The following is an 18,867-nucleotide window of genomic DNA, read 5'->3' on the forward strand; positions in this document are numbered from 1 at the left end:
AGCGTAAAGCCATTCGTGGTTCGACCCTTCGACAGGCTCAGGATTCACCACGAACGGCTTCAGGGGATCTCACCGCGAACGGCTTCAGGAGCGTTCACCACGAACGGCTTCAGGGGATCTCACCACGCACGGCTTCAGGATTTCACCACGAATGACTGGACACCAAACCCATGCAAATTCAGATACGTCAAACCACCAACGCCGAGACGCCAGCCATTTGCGATCTGATCGAGGCCGCGTTTGGCGACGAGCAGGGATTGGAAGTCGCGCAATTGACGCGCGATCTGCTGGCCGATCCGAGCGCGCAACCCCTCCTGTCGCTCGTTGCCACGGCCCAGCGAACGGAGATCGGCGATCCGCCGCTTGGGCATATCCTCTTCACCCATGCCAAAATCCACACCGGCAGCGCGCCATCCGACCCCATCCCGTCCGCCGCAATTCTGGCGCCGCTTGCCGTCCGCTCCGATGTCCAATCCCAGGGGATCGGCGGTCGGCTGATCGCGGACGGACTCGCGCGACTGACGGCAGCGGGCGTGGATCTGGTGTTTGTCCTTGGTCACCCCGGCTACTATTCCAGGCACGGCTTTGTCCCGGCCGGAAACCTCGGGCTTGACGCGCCCTACCCCATTCCGCCGGAACACGCCGATGCCTGGATGGTCCAGGCGCTGCGGCAGGGACTCCTTGGGCGTGTGCAGGGGCAAGTGGCTTGCGCCGAGGCGCTCGACGATCCCCGGCACTGGCGCGAATAATCTTTCATTTCACACGAGACGGAAAACACATGACCGATCAACAGACCATCATCGTCGACGCCTTCGAACGCCGCGCCGAGATTACGCCCCGTAACGTCGAGACTCATGTCCGCGACGCCGTGCAGGACGCCATCGAGCGGCTGGATCGGGGCGACATCCGCGTCGCCGAAAAACGCGACGGCGACTGGACGGTCAACGAGTGGATCAAGAAGGCGGTGCTGCTGTCCTTCCGCATCGAGGACAACTGGTTCATCAAGGGCGGCTTCACCAACTATTACGACAAGGTCGCCTCCAAGTACGCCGACACCAACTCGCGCGAATTCCGCGAGTCCGGCGTGCGCGTGGTGCCGCCGGCGACTGCCCGCAAGGGTTCCTACATCGCGCCGGGCTGCGTGCTCATGCCGTCCTATGTCAACATCGGCGCCTATGTCGACTCCGGCACCATGGTCGACACCTGGGCCACGGTCGGCTCCTGCGCGCAGATCGGCAAGAACGTCCATTTGTCCGGCGGCGTCGGCATCGGCGGCGTGCTGGAGCCGGTGCAGGCCGCGCCGACCATCATCGAGGACAACTGTTTCATCGGCGCCCGCTCCGAGGTTGTCGAAGGGGTCATCGTCGGCGAGGGCGCGGTGATTTCGATGGGGGTCTACATCGGCCAGAGCACCAAGATCTACAACCGCGAAACAGGCGAGATCCTCTACGGGCGGGTACCGCCGGGCGCGGTCGTGGTCCCCGGCAATCTACCGTCCAAGGATGGAACCTACAGCCTCTACTGCGCGGTTATCATCAAGCAGGTGGATGCGAAAACCCGGAGCAAGGTGGGCATCAATGAACTGTTACGGGACATCTGAAGGCCGGCCGGCGAGCCTCGCGCCATGCTGACGCTGTACGGAATCGCCAACTGCGACACCGTGAAAAAGGCGCGCCGCTGGCTCGACGGAAGGGGCATCGACCATGTCTTCCATGACTACAAAAAGCAGGGGCTCGACGAAGGCCAACTGCGCGCCTGGGTGGCCGAACTCGGCTGGGAGACCCTGCTGAATCGTCGCGGCACGACCTGGCGCAAGCTGCCGGAGTCCGTGCGCGACGGGATCGACGAGGAGCGCGCGATCCAGCTCATGCTGGACGCGCCATCGATCATCCGCCGACCGCTGCTCGACACCGGCACGACCCGCCATGTCGGTTTTTCCGAGACCCAATATCAGGAGCTGTTCCGCTGATGTCGCCCACGCTTGCGCTGGCCCGCGATCTGATCGCGCGCCCTTCCGTCACGCCCGATGACCGGGGTTGTCAGGATCTGATGGCCGAGCGCCTGGCCGCGCTCGGTTTTCGCATCGAGCCCATGCCCTTCGGCGAGGTCACCAACCTCTGGGCGCGGCGCGGCGACACCGGGCCAGTCTTCTGTTTCGCCGGACATACCGACGTGGTGCCGACCGGCCCGCTCGACCGCTGGAACTCGGACCCTTTCGTTCCGACCATCCGTGACGGTCGGCTTTACGGTCGCGGGGCCGCGGACATGAAAGGCTCGCTGGCGGCCATGGTCACGGCGGTGGAATCCTTCGTGGCCGAATATCCCGACCACACCGGCTCCATCGCCTTTCTGATCACGAGCGACGAGGAAGGCCCTTCGATCGACGGCACCGTCAAGGTCGTGGAGCGTCTGGAACAGCGCGGGGAAAAGATCGACTATGCGCTGGTTGGCGAGCCATCCAGCCGCGAGCGGCTAGGCGATACCATCAAGAACGGTCGGCGTGGCAGCCTGAACGGTTTTCTGAAAGTCCGGGGCAAACAGGGCCATGTCGCCTATCCGCAACTCGCATTGAACCCCTTCCATGTCAGCGCCCCGGCGCTGACCGCGCTTTGCGCCGAAGTCTGGGACCAGGGCAACGAGCACTTCCCGCCGACCAGTTTCCAGATCGCCAACCTGAACATGGGCACGGGCGCGGAGAACGTGATTCCGGGCCAGTTGGAGGTGCAGTTCAATCTGCGTTTCTCGACCGAATTGACGCCCGAGATCATCCAGACGCGGGTCCGGCGGATGCTCGATGCCGGCGGTTTCGACTATGACCTGACCTGGCGGCTCTCCGGCAGTCCTTTTCTGACGCCAGCGGGCGAACTGGTGGCGGCATCGCGCGCGGCCATCCGGACGGTCACGGGGCTGGATACCCAGCTCTCGACCAGCGGCGGCACCTCCGATGGCCGTTTCATCGCACCCACCGGCGCTCAGGTCGTGGAGTTAGGTCCGTTGAACGCCACCATCCATCAGATCGACGAGTGCGTCGGGGTGGAAGAACTCGACCAACTCTCCGACATCTATCGACTGATCCTGGAGCGGCTTTTGACCGAGCGCGCCTAGCATGGCCGACCCGGTTCTGGCGATTTTTGGAAACGCTCGGACCTTGCTTTCCTCCATGGCGAAAAAGCCAGCAAAAAGGTTGTCCATTTAGAGGGTGTAGACAAAAATAATTGAGCTGCTATTTGTATACCAGTCTACAACTGAGCTGGTGTGCGCTGATGTCGAAAGCTGGTCGTCCCCCCAAGATTCACGAGGCGGAGCAAGCGGTATTGCGTCAAATTGTCACGGATCGCCCGACCTCCACGCTGTCAGAGATTGCCCGGGAACTCGCGGCACGGACGGGAATCGAGGCTCATGAAGCAACGATTCGCAAGTCCTTGCGGGAGGCGGGCGTCACGCGCCTCCGGGGCGAGAGTGGTCTCGAGGCGCAAGCGCGCGCAACGCCGCGTCGGTATGGGTATACGGATGCGCATCGTCGCCACGACCCCGACCAAAGCTACCCAAGTTGTCTGACCGATGCGGAGTGGGACTTGGTCGCCGCTCTCTTTGAGATGCCGGGCGGGCGGGGTCAACCGCCCCGCGTGTCGCGCCGGAGCATCCTGGAGGCGTGTTGCTACGTGGTGCGCACGGGGTGCGCGTGGCGGATGCTGCCGCACGATTTCGCGCCTTGGCAGAATGTCTACAAGACGTTTCGCCGTTGGAGTGCGGCTGGGAAGTTTGAGCAGATGCATGATCGACTGCGGGGGCAATGGCGCGAACGCGAGGGGCGTGAGATCGCGCCGACGGCGGCGGTGCTGGATGCGCAATCGACCCGCGGCTCGCCGCAGGGTGGACCGAGCGGCTTTGATGCGGGCAAGCAGGTCAAGGGGCGCAAGCGCAGCCTGGTGGTCGATACCTTGGGGTTCGTGTTGGCGGTGAGCGTGGTCGCGGCCAATCTTCAGGACCGCGATGCCGCCTCGGGCGCCGTCGCTGACGCGGCCGCCAAGTACCCCCAGATCAACACGCTGTTTGTCGATAGCGCCTACGCCGGTCAATTTGCCCAAACCACCGAGCAGACCCACGCGATCCGCGTGGAAGTCGTGCGCCATCCAGCCAACAAAAGCGTTGGCTCCTGGCACGTGGACGGGGCGCCTGACCGAGTGGTGATCGCCAACGCCGACGGCTTCGTTCCGCTGCCGAAGCGCTGGGTTGTCGAGCGCACCCATGCGTGGAATGAGCGTGCCCGTCGATTGATCATGCATCATGACCGTCTGCCAGCGGTCTCCGAAACCTGGGTTTGGCTGGCGGAGGCGCGCATCCTGCTGCGGCGGTTGACCACAACGGTTTGATTTTGTCTACACCCTCTGATGAAGCGAAAAACCCAGCCGAATCAGGCGAGCAGTGAAGGGTTTCCCGTTCGTCCTGAGTCCTGAGCCCTTCGGCTTCGCTCAGGACAGGCTTGTCGAAAGGTCGAAGGATGATCGGAAAATCGGGAAATCTTTTCCGGAAATCGCCTGAACGGAACGGAATGGAAGTGCCCCTCACAGAGGGGCAAGCGCATCGGCAGGCTGGATCAAGCGGACTTGCGGCGGGAAGCACCAAACGCGCCTAACAAGCCGGCGCCGAGCAGAAGCAGCGAGGCAGGTTCTGGTACGAACTGTCTATAGGCGTTGGAGGTGGAAAGAAATGCTCCGTCCGTCCAGGTGATCGTTTCCGTCACGGTGAGAAATGTTCCGGCCAGAGGTGTCGAGCCAATGACGCCGTTCGAGGCCAGGAGGGGACCATGGGCTCCATTGATGTCAGTAATCGTCTTGCTGGCGAGGAAATTAGCCGCAGTGCCTTCGCCTGCGGTGTCGGCACCGATGGATCCCTCTGTGAAGAATGCACCGGCATCGATTGCCGCTTGAGTCAGCTCAAGGGTGTATGTCAGAGTCCAGACACCTGGCGGCTGTCCGAGCGCGCCGCTGAGAATCTGGAGCGTATGAAGATCCGTGCCGCCGAGCTGGAACAGGGTGAAAACGAGCGCGGTGTCGTCGGGCAGGTCGGTGTCGACCAATGTCCAGATCTTATCTTGTTGAAGGACTTCATTATCCAAATCCGCATCCCAATCTCCAATGGTCGTATTGAAAGGGTTTTCTGGATTCGGAATGACGATGGTGGCGTCGGCCGTGTTGACGAAACTCAGGGTGGCGGCCAGGAGGGTTGTTGCGAAAACGTGCTTCTTCATGATCTTTAGCCTTTCATAGGAGTGGGAGATGATGACCACAGCTGTGTCAGTACAGGAGATCATTCCTTATTGCCTTACACACATCAGTCAGAATCGGTTGAAAACAGCTCGCGAGTCTGCTCATGATTCTGATTTTATTGATGTTTTAGACGATCAATGTTGGAACGAACCGCTTTAGCCAGGCACTCAACCGCATCGAAACGGATGGCGTTGAGCTGCATAGGGAGCGGCAATGATCACCAAGCATGCTCTGCGCCAATTAAAAATTATTCTACATAAACAATAACTTGGTTGATTTTATCGAAAGCGAAGAGGCCTTTGGGCAAATTCTCGCCTGCTTCAAGTGTAAAGAAATCCGACACTGAAACGACGCCAACAGCACGCGGACACCATGGGTCGAATGGTCGAGTTAGCCCCATTCCAGAGGGTTCAGGCGCACTTTTCAGAACTTTTTGGGCGTGTCAACGGGCGATCATGGGCCATCTTGACGCATTGGAGTGTCAGTGCGGCCCCGTCACTCAGGTGTAAAAAAATCCGACACCAAGGACTCGCCGTGCATGACGTTCGCCCCTTGGGCGAACGCCATCCTGTAAATAAAGGATCGAAATCAATCATGTTCCTTGCGGCTTGACGGCTGTTTTAGGCGCGCGGCGGCTGGGTCGGGCAGTGAAGGGAGGGGCTGGGCGGTGACGAAGAGAGCGTCTGAATGGCAGTGTAAAAAATTCCGACACTCGCCTGACGCTTGGTCATCAAAGGAACGCCGGATGCCTGCATGATCCCGCTGATGCGAGAAACGCATCGCGATAGGCGCCATCGACCGTCTTCGTGTCGGATGTGAAAGAGAAAACCGCCAATAACGCCACCATCTATCCTGAAAACCCGTCGATTGCCTAGCCGCCATCGGAACCCGCCGAGGATCCACCGCCATGAGTCAGACCAAACCCGCCATTCCCTTTCAGAGCGTCGTCATGCCCGAGGCATTGCAGGCGGAAAACCGGATTCAGTTCCGTTGTCACCAGGACATTTCCTGCTTCAACGCCTGCTGCAAGCGGGCGGATGTCACCCTGGCGCCCTACGATGTGCTACGGCTCAAGCGCCGGCTCGAACTGACCTCGACCGAGTTCGTCCGCCAGTACACGGTTCCTTTCCAGATGGATGGCGACGGACTCCCCGGCATCAAGCTCAAGACCGACGAGAACGGCACCTGTCTCCAGCTCGCTGGCGATGCCGGCTGCGGCGTCTACACGGATCGCCCGACAGTCTGTCGCTACTATCCGCTGGCACTCCTGGCACTGCGCGAAAAGGACTCGCCCACTGCCGAGGAGCGCTATTCGCTGGTCCGGGAGGATCACTGCAAGGGCCACGAGGAACCGCGCGAGATCAGCATCCAGTACTATCGCGCCGAACAGGGTTGCGAAGACTTCGATGCACACAATCGCGAGTGGTATCAGTTGGTTCTGAAAAAGAAATCCGCCGGCCCCACCGTCGGTCAGCCGCCCCAGACGAGCCTGCAACTCTTTTTCATGGCATCCTATGACATCGATACCTTCCGCCGTTTCGTCCTGAGCGAGAATTTTCGCAAGACCTACGCGCTTCCCGATGGCTTTTATGCCGAGGTGGAGCAGGACGACGAAGCCCTGCTGGCCTTCGCCTTCCGGTTTTTGCGTCAGGTTCTGTTCGGCGAGCGCACGGTCCAGGAGGTCGCGGACGCCTGGGACCAGCGCGTGGCCCAGCGCCGGGAGGTCTGGGACGCGCGCAAACAAGCTGAAATCGAGCGGCGTCTGGCGGCGGAAGATCGGAAATATGCCGAGGGCGGCGATGGCGTCTGTGCCGAGTAACGCGCGTTCCGCGTGACCTCCGCCGTTTCGAGCGCCCCCAATCACGCGCTCGCCAAGGGGCGAGCGGCGAGACGCGGTTGACGTCTTTTTCCTTTTTGACTCGCGACGATGGACGCCCCATGAATGAACCTACCGATCCGCGCGCACGGTTCGCGGCACGACTCGACGCGACGGCCACGCTGCTGGCGGCCGTGCAGGCCGACGACGAACTGCTGGCCGCGACCCTCCAGGCCGCGACCCGCACCGCCGAGTCCATCAACCGGGGCGGCACGCTCTTCATCTGCGGCAACGGCGGCAGCGCCGGGGAAGCCACCCATCTGAGCGGCGAGCTGATCGGCCCCTTCCTCGACAAGACCCGCCGCCCGCTCCCGGCCATCGCACTCGGATTCGACACCAGCGCAGTCACCGCCGTCGCCAACGATTTTTCGTTCGACGAGATTTTTTCGCGACAACTCGCCGCCCTGGCGCGTCCCGGCGATGTGCTCTGGGCGCTGTCCACCAGCGGCCGTTCGCCCAATATCGTGCGCGCCCTGGAGACTGCCGCCGCGCGCGGTGTCCTGACCGTGCTGCTCACCGGCGCGCGTCACCCGGACCTGCCCGCCGCCGCCGAGATCGTGCTTGCGGTTCCCTCGCGGGAGACGCCCAGAATCCAGGAACTGCATCTCGTCCTTGGGCACTTCCTGTGCGAGATCGTCGAGTCGTTGACCGCCGACAGCGGCGTCTCCTCACCTTATCTGGGTACGACCTCGATCTGATACAGCCGCGGCCAGTATTTGCCCGTGACGTACAGGCGATCGGTCGCCGCATCATGGGCGATGCCGTTTAGCACCGCTTCGCGGCTCGGTCGCTCGGACTCCGGGTAGAGCCCGCTTAGATCGAGATAGCCTGTCACCGCGCCGCTGTCCGGATCGATCCGCACCAGATAGTCCTGGTGCCAGACATTGGCCCAGACCTCGCCCGCGATATATTCCAGTTCGTTCAGAAAGCGGATGGAGCGCGCGCCATCGCGCACGGTCAGTCGGCGCACGACACGCCGAGATTCGGGATCCAGAAAGCGCAGTTCGGCCGTGCCGTCGCTCATGATCCAGTGGCGCCCGTCCTGCGTTAGGCCCCAGCCCTCGCCTTGGTACCGGAAGGTTTCGCGGGTCTCCAGGCTGTCCCGGTCGCGGATGAGACCAAGTCCTTCGCGCCAGGTCAGTTGAACGAGCCACCCGTGCCATTGGGCGATCCCCTCTCCGAACAACTCGGGCGCCAGCCGGGTTTCCCGCTCGACGCGGCCGGTGGCAAGATCCACCCGGCGTAGCGTCGATGCCCCATAGTTTCCGGTCCCCTCGAAGAGTTGACCATCGACCACGACCAGCCCCTGGGTAAAGGCGGCGGGGTCATGCGGAAAGCTCGCCACGACGCGGTAGCCGAAGACCGGGGCCGTGGTGGCTGGCGGACCGCCGGCGCAACCGCTGTCCGGGAAGGAGCTGAACAACGCCAGCAGCATCGAAATTTGTGCCGCGCGAAGCCGAGGGAATTTGGCCGTGGATGCGATCCAGGAGCGGTCTTTGCGGGAATCTCGATGAATCGTTTCAGGTTGTCTTCTCATACAATCTCGATCAGCCAAACTCGGCGATGGGAAATGCACCTGCGAGGTCTCGAACCATGGCAAAAGATCCCCGAAAAATCTATCAACTCAAGATCGGTCTCAGCGGCGCGAAGCCGCCGATCTGGCGGCGTCTGCTGATCGTCGATACCGTGCCGCTGCCGGTGTTTCATACCGTGCTGCAAATCGTCATGGGCTGGGAGGATTCGCATCTGCATCAATTCGTCACGGGCGGGAATTACTACGGCACCCCGGATCCGGACGATCATTTCTCGGAAACCCTGAACGAGAGTCGCTACAAGCTCAACCAACTCCTGAAAAAAGAGAAGGATTCGCTGATTTACGAATACGATTTCGGGGATAGTTGGGAGCACAAAGTCACGCTGGAGAATATTCTGCCCTTCGACCCCGACGCCATTCTGCCGCGATGTATCAAAGGCAAAGGCGCCTGCCCGCCGGAGGACGTTGGCGGGATCTGGGGTTACTACGGTTTCCTGGAAGCATTGCGCGATCCGCAGCACCCGGAACACGAGGATTACAAGGACTGGATTGGCGGCGACTTCGATCCCGACGCCTTCGATCTCGACGAAATCAATGCGCCGCTGTTGGAATATTGCCGACAAACCTAGAAAGAGCAGTCAGCATGTCAGCAAGCCGCCATCGACATCAGGCGGCAATCCCCGCCTGCTGCAACTCACGAATCTGGTCCCGGATCGCGGCGGCCTGCTCGAATTCCAGATTCTTTGCGTGCTGATACATCTCCTTTTCCAGCGACTTGAGCCGCTTGGCCATCTGCGCCGGGGTCAGTCTGGCGTATTCGGCGACCTGCTCGGCCACTTTGGCGAAAGCGCGCGCCTTCATCGGCGCACCGGGCGTGGCGCTTTCCAGAATGTCGGCGACCGCCTTGCGGATGGTCTGCGGCGTCACGCCGCTGGCGAGATTGGACGCGACCTGTTTGGCGCGCCGGCGATCGGTTTCCTCGATGGCGCGCTGCATCGAGCCGGTGATTTTGTCGGCATAGAGGATCGCCTTGCCGTGGGCATTGCGCGCGGCGCGACCGATGGTCTGGATCAGCGAGTCAGCCGAGCGCAGAAAGCCTTCCTTGTCGGCATCCAGGATAGCGACCAGTGAGACCTCGGGCATGTCCAGCCCCTCGCGCAACAGATTGATCCCGACCAGCACGTCGAATTCGCCCAGGCGCAGGTCGCGGATGATCTCGACCCGCTCCACGGTCTCGATGTCCGAATGCAGATAGCGGACCTTGACGCCGTGATCGTTCAGATAATCGGTCAGATCCTCGGCCATGCGCTTGGTCAGGGTGGTGACCAGCACCCGCTCGTCGACGGCCACGCGCGGGCCGATCTCGGAGAGCAGATCGTCGACCTGGTTCAGCGCCGGGCGGACTTCCAGTTCTGGATCGACCAGGCCGGTGGGCCGCACCACCTGTTCGACCACCGCGCCCGAGTGGTCGATTTCGTACTGACGCGGCGTGGCCGAGACATAGATGGTCTGGGGCTGGCGGGCCTGAAATTCCTCGAACTTGAGCGGTCGGTTGTCGAGCGCCGAGGGCAGCCGAAAGCCGTACTCCACCAGATTTTCCTTGCGCGAGCGGTCGCCCCGGTACATGCCGCCGAGCTGCGGGATGGTGACATGGCTCTCGTCGATCACGACGATGGCGTCGGGCGGCAGATAATCGTAGAGCGTCGGCGGCGCCTCGCCGGGTCCGCGACCGGACAGATAGCGGCTGTAGTTCTCGATGCCGGAGCAATAGCCGACCTCCAGCATCATCTCCAGATCGTAGAGCGTGCGCTGCTCCAGACGCTGGGCCTCGACCAGCTTCTGATTGTCGCGCAGCCAGTCGAGCCGCTGTTTCAGCTCGGGCTTGATCTGCTCGACGGCGTTTAGGATGGTCGCGCGCGGCGTCGCATAATGGGTCTTGGGAAAGACCGTGTAGCGCGTGACCTTGCGCCGAACCTCGCCGGTCAGCGGATCGAACAGCGACAGCGCCTCGATCTCCTCGTCGAACAGCTCGATGCGGATCGCCTCCTCGTCGGATTCGGCCGGATGGATGTCGATGACATCGCCGCGCACCCGGTAGGTGCCGCGCGCGAGTTCGACCTCGTTGCGTTTGTATTGCAAATCCGCCAGACGGCGCAGGATGGCGCGCTGGTCGATCCGGTCGCCGCGCTTGAGGATGAGGACCATCTTGAGATAGGCCTCCGGATCGCCCAGACCGTAAATGGACGAGACGGTGGCGACGATGATGACATCCTTGCGCTCCAGCAGCGCCTTGGTGGCGGACAGACGCATCTGTTCGATGTGTTCGTTGATGGAGGCGTCTTTCTCGATATAGGTATCCGTCGCGGGGACATAGGCCTCCGGCTGATAGTAGTCGTAATAGGAGACGAAATACTCCACCGCGTTGTTCGGAAAAAAGTCGCGCATCTCGCTATAGAGCTGGGCTGCTAGGGTCTTGTTGGGCGCCAGCACCAGCGCCGGGCGCTGGATCCGTTCGATCACGTTGGCGATGGTGAAGGTTTTGCCAGACCCGGTGACGCCGAGCAGGGTCATACCCGCCTCGCCATCGTTCAGCCCGGCCACGAGTTGGCGGATGGCGGCTGGCTGATCGCCGGCGGGGGCGAATTTGGCGACGAGCTGGAAGGAGCTGTGTGACATTCGGGAGCCTCGTCAATCGCGATGAGATGATGCGCTGGCCGCGCGCGTGGAGCCGCCATCATTCGGCGTGCCCGGATTTCAGTGTTTCGCTATGATTGCCAGCCGCAACACGCGAATCCAGCCACTGTAGGAACCTGAGAGACCACCGCCGATGACCATTAAACTCGCCGCCCGCGTCCAGGCCGTCAAGCCGTCCGCCACGCTCGCCATCACCGCCCGCGCCAAGGCGCTGCGCGCGGCGGGGAAGGATGTGATCGGACTCGGCGCGGGCGAACCCGATTTCGACACTCCCGACCATATCAAGACCGCCGCCATCGCGGCCATCCAGGCGGGATTCACCAAATATACCGCCGTCGATGGCACCACCGAACTCAAGCAGGCCGTGATCGACAAATTCAAGCGCGAAAATGGTCTGGAGTATGCGCAGGATCAGATTCTGGTCTCCTGCGGCGGAAAGCAGAGCTTCTTCAATCTGGCCCAGGCGCTGCTCGATCCAGGCGACGAGGTGGTGATTCCGGCGCCGTATTGGGTGTCCTATCCGGACATGGTGCTGCTGGCCAGCGGCGCGCCGGTGCTGATTCATGCCGGCGCCGAGCAGTCGTTCAAGATCACGCCGGCCCAATTGAAGGGCGCGCTCAACGAGAAGAGCCGGCTGTTCGTCATCAATAGTCCCTCCAACCCGACTGGCATGGCCTACCGCCGCGATGAGCTGGAGGCGCTCGGCGAGGTACTGCGCGATTATCCCAAGGTCGTGATCGCGACCGACGATATGTACGAACATATCCGCTGGAGTTCGACTCCCTTCGTCAACATCCTGAACGTCTGCCCCGACCTGGCCCCGCGCACCCTGGTGCTCAATGGCGTCTCCAAGGCGTATTCGATGACCGGCTGGCGCATCGGCTACGCGGGCGGCCCGGCCGAGATCATCAAGGCGATGAAGAAGGTCCAGTCGCAAAGCACCTCCAACCCGACCTCGATCTCACAGGTCGCGGCCCAGGCCGCACTGGAAGGACCGCAGGAGTGCATCGGTGTCATGCGCACGGCGTTCCATGAGCGCCACGACTTCGTGGTCGAACGTCTCAACCAGATTCCCGGCATCGACTGTCTGCCGACCGACGGCACCTTTTATGTCTTCCCCAGGGTTCAGGGTCTGATCGAGCGGCTGCCCGGCGTCGGCAACGATCTGGAACTGGCCGAATATCTGATCGAACAGGCCGGCGTCGCGATCGTCCCAGGGTCCGCGTTCGGACTCAACGGCTATATGCGCATCTCCATCGCCACCAGTCGCGCCAATCTGGAACAGGCGCTGGAGCGGATCGCCAAGCTGGCTGGCTGATCGGGGACAAGGGGCAAGATGATACCGATCTCGTGACGTGGCGAAAGCATGAGACGGTATCGGATGCCTGGATCGCTGGCATTCCCTCATTCCAACCAGTTCCGGCGGGAGCCGTTTGACCCCCGCTAAACCGATCCCACAACAGCTTGCCCGAGATCGCGATGGACGCCGCCGCCAGCACCGGATGCACCAGAGCCGCGCCATGGCGCGGCACCAGATGCGAGCCAAGCCAGACGCCGATCAGTTGGCTGCACGCCATCGGGGCGGCGAGGGTCCAGACGATCTGTTAGCCGGCCAGGAAGAACAGCAGGGCCGTCAGATTGCTGGTAGAGTTAAGCGCCTTGGCATGAGCGGTGGCGCGACGCAGATTGTAGCCGAGCGACGCGACATAACCCATGGCGAAAAGGCAGGATCGAGTGCTTCCATGTTGATTGTTCTTCTCGTTTCGTCGCTGACCGCGCGCGCGTCGCCGCGACCTGAGCCCCGGCGTCGCGGCCTTGGCGAGGCGGGCTTGTTCGCGCTCATCGTCCTGATGACCGGCCTGCTGCCCGGCTGCGCCAGTCTCGTCGAGTCCTGGAAGGCGCCCGAGGTGGCGCTGATCGGGTTGCAGCCCAAAGAGCTGGGACTCGCGCGGCAGGTGTTCGTCGCGACCCTGGCGGTCAGGAATCCGAACGACCGCACCCTGCCGATCAAGGCTATGACCTACCGGCTCGCGTTGGAGGGTCGCGACGTGGCCGAGGGCGGCGGCGCCCTGGAGCGACAGATCCCGGCCTTCGGCGAGACGACCGTCGATGTCGAGGTCATCGGCAGCCTGCTTGGTCTGCTCCAGCAGTTGCCCGCGCTGGCGCTCAAGGAGCGTCCGCTGGACTGGACCCTCGCCGGGACGGCGACGCTGGCCGGCGGCTTAATCACGTTACCCTATCGTTACTCGGGCAGGATCGACGCGCGGGAACTGATGGCTGGGGGGCGACGTTCGTTCTGATTCTGCCTGACGGCGTGGTCAAAAACGGCGGTGGGATGCCGCAACCGCTCCGAAGATACAACCCGGTGTCGATCACACGCTCCTGAGGCAGGAGGCGCCTACTCTGTCCAGGCCGGCAAGTACCTCCATTCATTCGACCCTCGGAAACCCATGCCCGCACTCGCAGTCCAGCAACTCACCAAGACCTATAAAAGCGGCTTTCAGGCCCTCAAGGGGATCGACCTCGGTGTGGAGCAAGGCGACTTCTTCGCGCTGCTAGGCCCCAACGGCGCCGGCAAATCCACCTTCATCGGGATCGTCGCTTCGCTCGTCAACAAGACCGCCGGCAGCGTGAACGTCTTCGGTCACGATCTCGACCGCGATCCCGAGGGCGTGAAATCCTGCATCGGTCTGGTCCCCCAGGAGTTCAACTTCAACCTCTTCCTGCCGGTGTTCGAGGTGGTGTTGAATCAGGCCGGCTACTATGGCATCCCGCGCCGCGAGGCCAAGGTCCGGGCCGAGCGATCGTTGCGCCAGCTCGATCTCTGGGACCGGCGCGACAGCGAGATGCGCACGCTTTCCGGCGGACTCAAACGGCGGCTGATGATCGCGCGCGCACTGGTCCACCGGCCCCGGCTGCTGATCCTGGACGAGCCGACCGCCGGGGTCGACATCGAGATTCGCCGTTCGATGTGGTCCTTCCTGCGCGAGCTGAACGCCGAGGGCACAACCATCATTCTCACCACGCATTATCTGGAGGAAGCCGAAAGTCTCTGCCGCAACATCGCCATCATCAACCGGGGCGAGATCGCCGAGCGCAGCAGCGTGGCCGACCTGCTCAACACCCTGCATACCGAAACCTTCGTGTTGAACCTCAAGGGGCGAGTGTCCGAACTCCCCGAACTCGGCGGCTTCGTGCTCCAGCACTTGGACGACTGCACACTGGAGGTGGAAATGAATCGCGACCACACCATCAACGGTCTGTTCGACGCGCTCTCGCGTAACGGCATCGAGGTCATCAGTCTGCGCAACAAACAAAACCGGCTGGAACGGCTCTTTCTGGAGATGGTCGACCAGCGCGCGGCCGAGGCGGGAGGCGGCGCATGACTCGTCTCATGAGCGACTGGCGCCGCTACTGGGTCACCTTCATGACCATCCTGACCAAGGAGATCCTGCGTTTCACGCGCATCTGGGTGCAGACCATTCTACCGTCGGTGATCACCACCACGCTCTATTTCGTCATCTTCGGGCGTCTGATCGGTGACCGCATCGGCCCCATGGAGGGTTTCGCCTACCTCGATTTCATCGTCCCTGGGCTGGTGCTGATGGGGGTGATCACCAACTCCTATTCCAACGTCGTCTCCTCGTTCTACAGCAGCAAATTTTCCCGCTATATCGAGGAACTGCTGATCTCGCCGGCGCCCAACTGGGTGATCCTGGCCGGCTACGTGGCGGGCGGCGTGGCGCGCGGGCTGGTCGTCGGCGGCGCGGTCATGCTGGTGGCGATGGTCTTTACCGACCTGCGGATCCACAGCCTCGGGGTCATGCTGCTCATCTGTCTGATGACCGCGATCCTCTTCTCGCTCGGCGGCTTCATCAATGCCATTTATGCCAACAGCTTCGACGATATTTCCATCGTCCCGACCTTCGTACTGACGCCCCTGACCTATCTGGGCGGCGTCTTCTATTCCATCGCACTCCTGCCCGACGTTTGGCAAGTTCTGTCGCTCGCCAATCCACTGCTCTACATGGTCAACGCCTTTCGCTACGGACTCCTCGGGGTCAGCGACATCCCGATCGGGCTGGCCTTCGGCATGATCCTGATCCTCATCGTCGTGCTCGCCGCCATCAGCCTGACTCTGCTGCGCCGGGGCGTAGGGATCAAGACCTGAAGGCTGGGGCAGGCTGCAAAGCCAATACCCGAGGCGACCAACACCATCCAGTCTGCCGGACCTTCTTCAAGCGCCATCGCGAACCCTTAATTACGATCCGTCCGGTAGGCTTGTTCAGCCGCCTGTCAGAGCCTTTCAGCGGCGGTGAGCCTGAAGTCCCCATCCACTGCCCGAACCTCCCACAGGAGATCGAAGCCCTCCTCCAGCCGGGGGATTTCCCAGCGGCGAAGGCTGGCGCGGATAGCCTTGTCCGGTACCGGTCGGCGACGCTCCCTCAGGGCATTGCGGGCCAGGGCTGTCTCCAGGTCGATCCAGAAGCAGTAGCCCACCACCCGAAAGCGGGCCTCACGGGCCGCTTCGATGTAGACCGCGCGCTCGGCCTGGGTCAGGTTCGTATTGTCCACCACGAAAGGCTGCTTGGCTTCCAGGCAGGCCGCCAACAGGACGCGCTCCCGGTGGCGCGTGCGCAGCATGTCGAGATTGAGGCGAAGATGGCTGTCCGCCAGTCGGGCCTTGTAGAAGCTCGACTTGCCGGCGGCCTGGATACCGGAGAGGATAACCGCTTCCATGCAAAACAAAGACACAGCGGAGCCGAAGGCCCCGCACGTTGCCTGTGAGATGCCAGACGCTAGGCGCGCTTGCCTCGGAGGCTGAAGAAGCCGAGCAGGCCGGAGCCCAGCAGTAGGATGGTGGCCGGCGCCGGTACCGTGACTTCAAGGTTAATGTTGTCGAAGGCGTGGAAGTCGGCGGTCTGGCCCCAGCTCAACGACGCCAGTCGGTCGAAGTCAGAGTTGAACGCGAAGGTCTCGAAGCCGGACTGACCGTCCAGGGTGAAGGTCTGCTGCACGGTGCTCGTGTCGGCCTTGGTGCCGATGAAGGTCACGCTCACATCGAAGTCCATGAGTTCGGCCAGGTCAATGGACTGCATCGAGAAGGCAAAGCCCTGGGTATTGATCAAACTGATGGTGGAATTTGGGGTGTCCGAATAAATGTAGGTGGAGCCGCCAAGGTAAAAGGGGCTGGTGAGCCCGTCGGTGGCGAACTCGTCGTTTGTCACCAGAAAGCCCTGCTCGGCATGGCTGGCGCCCACGGTCGGACTATCGCTGCCATTGGTGGCCAATGCCTCGAAGTCGATGTTGACGGTGACGGGAGATGCGCCGACGGTCTGGCACAGGGCGGCCAGGACCAGGGCCAGCGGTAGGATGATTTTTTTCACGGCTTGTATTCCTCTTGGTCGTTCAGGAGAGCGGATCGATTTCAGTCCGCTCCAGTCATTGTTTCCGTTGCCGCTACATGACCACGAACTGGCTGTCGTGATTGATAACGGCCCAAGCGGTCATGGTGCGGGGATCGACACCATGGCTGCCCAAGGGGTGGCCGTTGTAGGCGCCGTAGACGAAGCTCTTGCTGCCCCCGACGTTCAGGTCCACGGCGTCGAGCCAGGCGCCATCGAACTGGGCCTTGATGCCGAATTTGCCGGCACGTAGTTGGCGCAGTGACATGCGGCTGGACTCGAAGGACATGGATAGAACGTAGGGGTCGGCGGTTCCGGGATCGTTGGAATCGGGCAACTCGCCGGTGAGGTTCTTGTCGTGAAGGCTCAGGTTGTCCTGCAGGCCCCACAGGTATAGAACGGCGCTGGCGGCATTGTCGGGCATGGGCTTCCAGCCGGTCTTGACGGTCTTGACCGGCGCCGCACCGCCGTAAACGGTCTCGGTATTGCCATTGAAGCCGTCCAGGATCCTGGCGACGGTGCTCTCGAAGCTGTCCTCCACGCTGGTGTAGGAGTCACCGTGCGCGACTTCGAAGGACTTGCCGTTGAGGCTGTAGCCGAAGCTCTCGCGCAGGTAAAAGGTGTAGTTCTCGGGCGCGAAATTGAGGCCGAAGTCACCGTAGTCCTGGCCATGGCTGGAGGAGTAGAAATCCACGGTCAGGCAGGGGCCGTCCACGGTGAAGATGTAGTAGCCGATGGTGTAGAGCTCGTGGGCGACGGCCAACTCCCCGAGCCCAGCCTGCTGGTACGGGGACTTTGGGGTGTAGAACTTATAGCTGTTGGAGGAGGTGATGATCTGCTCGGCGCTGTACCCGTTGACGGTCAGCCTGGAGCGGTAGTGCTGGTGGTCGTGACCGCCCAGGTAGTAGCCGACCTTGTTGCTATCCATGACGCTGATGAAATCATCGCGGGCATCGGGGTTGGCTCCGACGCTCCCGCCGAAGAGATTGTCCTTGTGGTTCTGGCCGGCAAGGTTCTTGTGCGACATGACAAAGGCGTGCATGTCGGAGGTAGTACGGCCGCTGCCGCTCAAGACGTCGTTCACCCAACCGACCTGGTCCACGGCGCAGTCGTTGACCCCGGTGCCGACGACCTCGGCGCCACTGGCGGCGCTGTAGACGATGCTGGTGCCATCTGGTCCCGGGCGCATGAACTGGTCGATGATCACGATGCGGACGTTGTCGAAGTCGAAGGCGTAGCTGAGGCCGGTTAACAGGGGATTGGCGCTGGCCTGAAAGTTGTCGGCACCGAGGACGTTCTGGCCGGCGCCCTGAGTCTGCGGGAACAGGGCGGGGAACTCCACGGCGGCGGTTTGGGTGGCCTCGTGGTTTCCGCGGCAGGGGTAAAAACCGATGCCAGCGTCGTACAGGGCCTGCGCGGCCCAGGCCCGGTACTGCATGGTTCGCACTTTCGTGGTGCCCGGAGTGTAGCCGAAGGGGTCTGAGTAGTTGGAATACTCTTGTGTCGTCGGAATGGTCCAGCTCTCATCGTTGCAGAGGTCGCCACATTGCAAGACGAACTTGCAGCCATGGTTGATGAACTGCTGGTTCAGTGCCTGGATGATATCGACGGCGCAGGTGGCTGGGTTGGCCGGATCGGTCGTCTTGTTGCTCCACTGGGTGTCGGACATGACGCCGAACTTCCAGGGCGTGCCGCCAGCGGCCTGAGACTGGGCCTGAGCCTGCTCGACGAGCCAGCCGAGGTTGGCGCCGTTCAGGACGAAACCGGCGGCGCCGGCAGAGCCGTAACGCAGAAAATCACGTCTATTCACTGATATATTCCCCACAGATTCGGTGTGTGATGCACTACGGCGGTCACCAAGTCCTTTCGTCCTGCTGTGACACGTCGTTCTGCTGGGTCACATCTGGAGAGGCTTGTCAGCGACTTCCGCCATTCTGGAGATCGCCTGTAACCTGTGCGTGGCGTCTCGACGGGGCGCGAGCATAAACTCTAATGATGTCAGCCTGATTTCAGTGTTGTGACGTCATTCGCGGAAACGAACAGTGGGTTGTGCTAGAGGGATCGGGATTTGACACCATGCCGGGAGTC

General features: G+C 62.0%; 18 protein-coding genes. 12 read left to right on the forward strand and 6 right to left on the reverse strand.

The window, feature by feature from the left end; genetic code table 11:
• Positions 1 to 170 precede the first annotated feature (170 nt).
• The 5 genes from THIVI_RS12640 to THIVI_RS12660 all read left to right on the forward strand — a co-directional run bounded on the left by THIVI_RS12640 (position 171) and on the right by THIVI_RS12660 (position 4,373).
• Positions 171 to 749: a GNAT family N-acetyltransferase gene (locus THIVI_RS12640; protein ID WP_014778985.1), complete on the forward strand. Its 579-nt coding sequence runs from the start codon at positions 171 to 173 to the stop codon at positions 747 to 749.
• 29 nt (positions 750 to 778) lie between these two features.
• On the forward strand, positions 779 to 1,600 hold the full coding sequence (gene dapD / locus THIVI_RS12645) for a 2,3,4,5-tetrahydropyridine-2,6-dicarboxylate N-succinyltransferase (protein WP_014778986.1): 822 nt from the start codon (positions 779 to 781) through the stop codon (positions 1,598 to 1,600).
• Positions 1,601 to 1,624: 24 nt separating this feature from the next.
• The gene (locus THIVI_RS12650; protein ID WP_014778987.1) at positions 1,625 to 1,969 is read left to right on the forward strand and encodes an ArsC family reductase; all 345 of its coding nucleotides are present in this window, start codon (positions 1,625 to 1,627) and stop codon (positions 1,967 to 1,969) included.
• Complete coding sequence (dapE, locus tag THIVI_RS12655; RefSeq protein WP_014778988.1) at positions 1,969 to 3,105, forward strand: succinyl-diaminopimelate desuccinylase; 1,137 nt, start codon at positions 1,969 to 1,971, stop codon at positions 3,103 to 3,105. The genes THIVI_RS12650 and dapE overlap by 1 nt, the downstream gene beginning before the upstream one ends.
• A 158-nt stretch (positions 3,106 to 3,263) precedes the next feature.
• A complete protein-coding gene (locus THIVI_RS12660; protein ID WP_041447215.1) occupies positions 3,264 to 4,373 on the forward strand; it encodes an IS5 family transposase in 1,110 nt (369 codons plus the stop codon).
• Positions 4,374 to 4,597: 224 nt separating this feature from the next.
• Here the strand turns inward: THIVI_RS12660 and THIVI_RS12665 are convergent, their stop codons facing one another.
• Entirely contained in the window at positions 4,598 to 5,251 is a 654-nt protein-coding gene (locus tag THIVI_RS12665) for a PEP-CTERM sorting domain-containing protein (protein WP_157174442.1), read from the reverse strand.
• Positions 5,252 to 6,177: 926 nt separating this feature from the next.
• On the opposite strand from THIVI_RS12665, the gene THIVI_RS12670 reads away from it, so the two are divergent.
• Positions 6,178 to 7,089, forward strand: coding sequence for a YkgJ family cysteine cluster protein (locus THIVI_RS12670; RefSeq protein WP_014778990.1), 912 nt, complete (start codon positions 6,178 to 6,180; stop codon positions 7,087 to 7,089).
• Positions 7,090 to 7,208: 119 nt separating this feature from the next.
• Complete coding sequence (locus tag THIVI_RS12675; RefSeq protein ID WP_014778991.1) at positions 7,209 to 7,844, forward strand: D-sedoheptulose-7-phosphate isomerase; 636 nt, start codon at positions 7,209 to 7,211, stop codon at positions 7,842 to 7,844.
• Here the strand turns inward: THIVI_RS12675 and THIVI_RS12680 are convergent.
• On the reverse strand, positions 7,820 to 8,683 hold the full coding sequence (locus THIVI_RS12680; protein ID WP_245537266.1) for a glutaminyl-peptide cyclotransferase: 864 nt from the start codon (positions 8,681 to 8,683) through the stop codon (positions 7,820 to 7,822). The genes THIVI_RS12675 and THIVI_RS12680 overlap by 25 nt on opposite strands.
• A 56-nt stretch (positions 8,684 to 8,739) precedes the next feature.
• Between THIVI_RS12680 and THIVI_RS12685 the strand changes: the two genes are divergently transcribed.
• Entirely contained in the window at positions 8,740 to 9,309 is a 570-nt protein-coding gene (locus THIVI_RS12685; protein WP_014778993.1) for a plasmid pRiA4b ORF-3 family protein, read from the forward strand.
• 37 nt (positions 9,310 to 9,346) lie between these two features.
• Here the strand turns inward: THIVI_RS12685 and uvrB are convergent, their stop codons facing one another.
• On the reverse strand, positions 9,347 to 11,356 hold the full coding sequence (gene uvrB / locus THIVI_RS12690; RefSeq protein WP_014778994.1) for an excinuclease ABC subunit UvrB: 2,010 nt from the start codon (positions 11,354 to 11,356) through the stop codon (positions 9,347 to 9,349).
• A gap of 151 nt (positions 11,357 to 11,507) precedes the next feature.
• Between uvrB and THIVI_RS12695 the strand changes: the two genes are divergently transcribed.
• The 4 genes from THIVI_RS12695 to THIVI_RS12715 all read left to right on the forward strand — a co-directional run bounded on the left by THIVI_RS12695 (position 11,508) and on the right by THIVI_RS12715 (position 15,545).
• Positions 11,508 to 12,692 carry a pyridoxal phosphate-dependent aminotransferase gene (locus tag THIVI_RS12695; RefSeq protein WP_014778995.1) on the forward strand — a complete coding sequence of 395 codons (1,185 nt, stop codon included), beginning with the start codon at positions 11,508 to 11,510 and terminating at the stop codon, positions 12,690 to 12,692.
• A gap of 424 nt (positions 12,693 to 13,116) precedes the next feature.
• Positions 13,117 to 13,674 (forward strand): LEA/WHy family protein, encoded by a 558-nt coding sequence (locus tag THIVI_RS12705; protein WP_014778996.1) that lies wholly within the window; start codon positions 13,117 to 13,119, stop codon positions 13,672 to 13,674.
• A gap of 150 nt (positions 13,675 to 13,824) precedes the next feature.
• On the forward strand, positions 13,825 to 14,760 hold the full coding sequence (locus tag THIVI_RS12710; protein ID WP_014778997.1) for an ABC transporter ATP-binding protein: 936 nt from the start codon (positions 13,825 to 13,827) through the stop codon (positions 14,758 to 14,760).
• Entirely contained in the window at positions 14,757 to 15,545 is a 789-nt protein-coding gene (locus THIVI_RS12715; protein WP_014778998.1) for an ABC transporter permease, read from the forward strand. Before THIVI_RS12710 ends, THIVI_RS12715 begins: the two co-directional genes overlap by 4 nt.
• 125 nt (positions 15,546 to 15,670) lie before the next feature.
• On the opposite strand, the gene THIVI_RS12720 is transcribed toward THIVI_RS12715, so the two are convergent.
• The 3 genes from THIVI_RS12720 to THIVI_RS12730 form a co-directional block, all read right to left on the reverse strand.
• The gene (locus THIVI_RS12720) at positions 15,671 to 16,114 is read right to left on the reverse strand and encodes an AAA family ATPase (protein WP_014778999.1); all 444 of its coding nucleotides are present in this window, start codon (positions 16,112 to 16,114) and stop codon (positions 15,671 to 15,673) included.
• 59 nt (positions 16,115 to 16,173) lie between these two features.
• A complete protein-coding gene (locus tag THIVI_RS12725) occupies positions 16,174 to 16,761 on the reverse strand; it encodes a PEP-CTERM sorting domain-containing protein (protein WP_014779000.1) in 588 nt (195 codons plus the stop codon).
• A 73-nt stretch (positions 16,762 to 16,834) separates the two neighbouring features.
• A complete protein-coding gene (locus tag THIVI_RS12730) occupies positions 16,835 to 18,589 on the reverse strand; it encodes a metallophosphoesterase family protein (protein ID WP_014779001.1) in 1,755 nt (584 codons plus the stop codon).
• Positions 18,590 to 18,867 lie beyond the last annotated feature (278 nt).

Source organism: Thiocystis violascens DSM 198, assembly GCF_000227745.2.
In the GTDB taxonomy this organism is placed as follows: Bacteria; Pseudomonadota; Gammaproteobacteria; order Chromatiales; family Chromatiaceae; genus Chromatium; species Chromatium violascens.